Source organism: Thiomicrorhabdus sp. ZW0627, assembly GCF_029767005.1.
GTDB lineage: Bacteria > Pseudomonadota > Gammaproteobacteria > Thiomicrospirales > Thiomicrospiraceae > Thiomicrorhabdus.
The window spans coordinates 1-1,519 of record NZ_JARUQR010000017.1; the positions used below are offsets into that span (position 1 = coordinate 1).

The following is a 1,519-nucleotide window of genomic DNA, read 5'->3' on the forward strand; positions in this document are numbered from 1 at the left end:
CGACTCCCGTCAGCTCTGAGAGCAAGTCTCGTCACCAACAGGAGCGTACCTTCTCCCGAAGTTACGGTACCATTTTGCCTAGTTCCTTCAGCCGAGTTCTCTCAAGCGCCTTGGTATTCTCTACCCGACCACCTGTGTCGGTTTGGGGTACGATTCCTGCTAACCTGAAGCTTAGAAGATTTTCCTGGAAGCATGGCATCAACCACTTCATCCCCTTAGGGACTCGTCGTCAGCTCTCAGTGTATGTGTGCCCGGATTTGCCTAAGCACACCACCTACTACCTTAAACGCGGACTACCAACGCCGCGCTGGCCTAGCCTTCTCCGTCTCTCCATCGCAGTTAGCAGAAGTACGGGAATATTAACCCGTTTCCCATCGACTACGCCTNAGCACACCACCTACTACCTTAAACGCGGACTACCAACGCCGCGCTGGCCTAGCCTTCTCCGTCTCTCCATCGCAGTTAGCAGAAGTACGGGAATATTAACCCGTTTCCCATCGACTACGCCTTTCAGCCTCGCCTTAGGGGTCGACTCACCCTGCCCCGATTAACGTTGGACAGGAACCCTTGGTCTTTCGGCGAGGGGGTTTTTCACCCCCTTTATCGTTACTCATGTCAGCATTCGCACTTCTGATACCTCCAGCGTGGGTTACCCCTTCGCCTTCAACGGCTTACAGAACGCTCCTCTACCGCACTGATGCAAGCATCAGTACCCGTAGCTTCGGTGAATTGCTTAGCCCCGTTACATCTTCCGCGCAGGCCGACTCGACTAGTGAGCTATTACGCTTTCTTTAAATGATGGCTGCTTCTAAGCCAACATCCTAGCTGTCTAAGCCTTCCCACATCGTTTCCCACTTAGCAATTACTTTGGGACCTTAGCTGACGGTCTGGGTTGTTTCCCTTTTGACGACGGACGTTAGCACCCGCCGTCTGTCTCCCGGATAGCACTCTTTGGTATTCGGAGTTTGCAAAGGGTTGGTAAGTCGGGATGACCCCCTAGCCTTAACAGTGCTCTACCCCCAAAGGTGTTCGTCCGAGGCGCTACCTAAATAGCTTTCGAGGAGAACCAGATATCTCCCGGTTTGATTGGCCTTTCACCCCCAGCCACAAGTCATCCGCTAATNCCGTCTGTCTCCCGGATAGCACTCTTTGGTATTCGGAGTTTGCAAAGGGTTGGTAAGTCGGGATGACCCCCTAGCCTTAACAGTGCTCTACCCCCAAAGGTGTTCGTCCGAGGCGCTACCTAAATAGCTTTCGAGGAGAACCAGATATCTCCCGGTTTGATTGGCCTTTCACCCCCAGCCACAAGTCATCCGCTAATTTTTCAACATTAGTCGGTTCGGTCCTCCAGTTGATGTTACTCAACCTTCAACCTGCCCATGGCTAGATCACCGGGTTTCGGGTCTACACCTAGCAACTATACGCGCAGTTAACACTCGGTTTCCCTACGGCTCCGCTATTCGCTTAACCTCGCTACTAAATGTAAGTCGCTGACCCATTATACAAAAGGTACGCAGTC

The 1,519-nt window shown here is 52.5% G+C and carries 1 rRNA gene; it reads right to left on the bottom strand.

Features of this window, described 5'->3' with window-relative positions:
* A 23S ribosomal RNA gene (locus QCB45_RS11480) occupies positions 1-1,519 on the bottom strand; the annotation flags it as partial.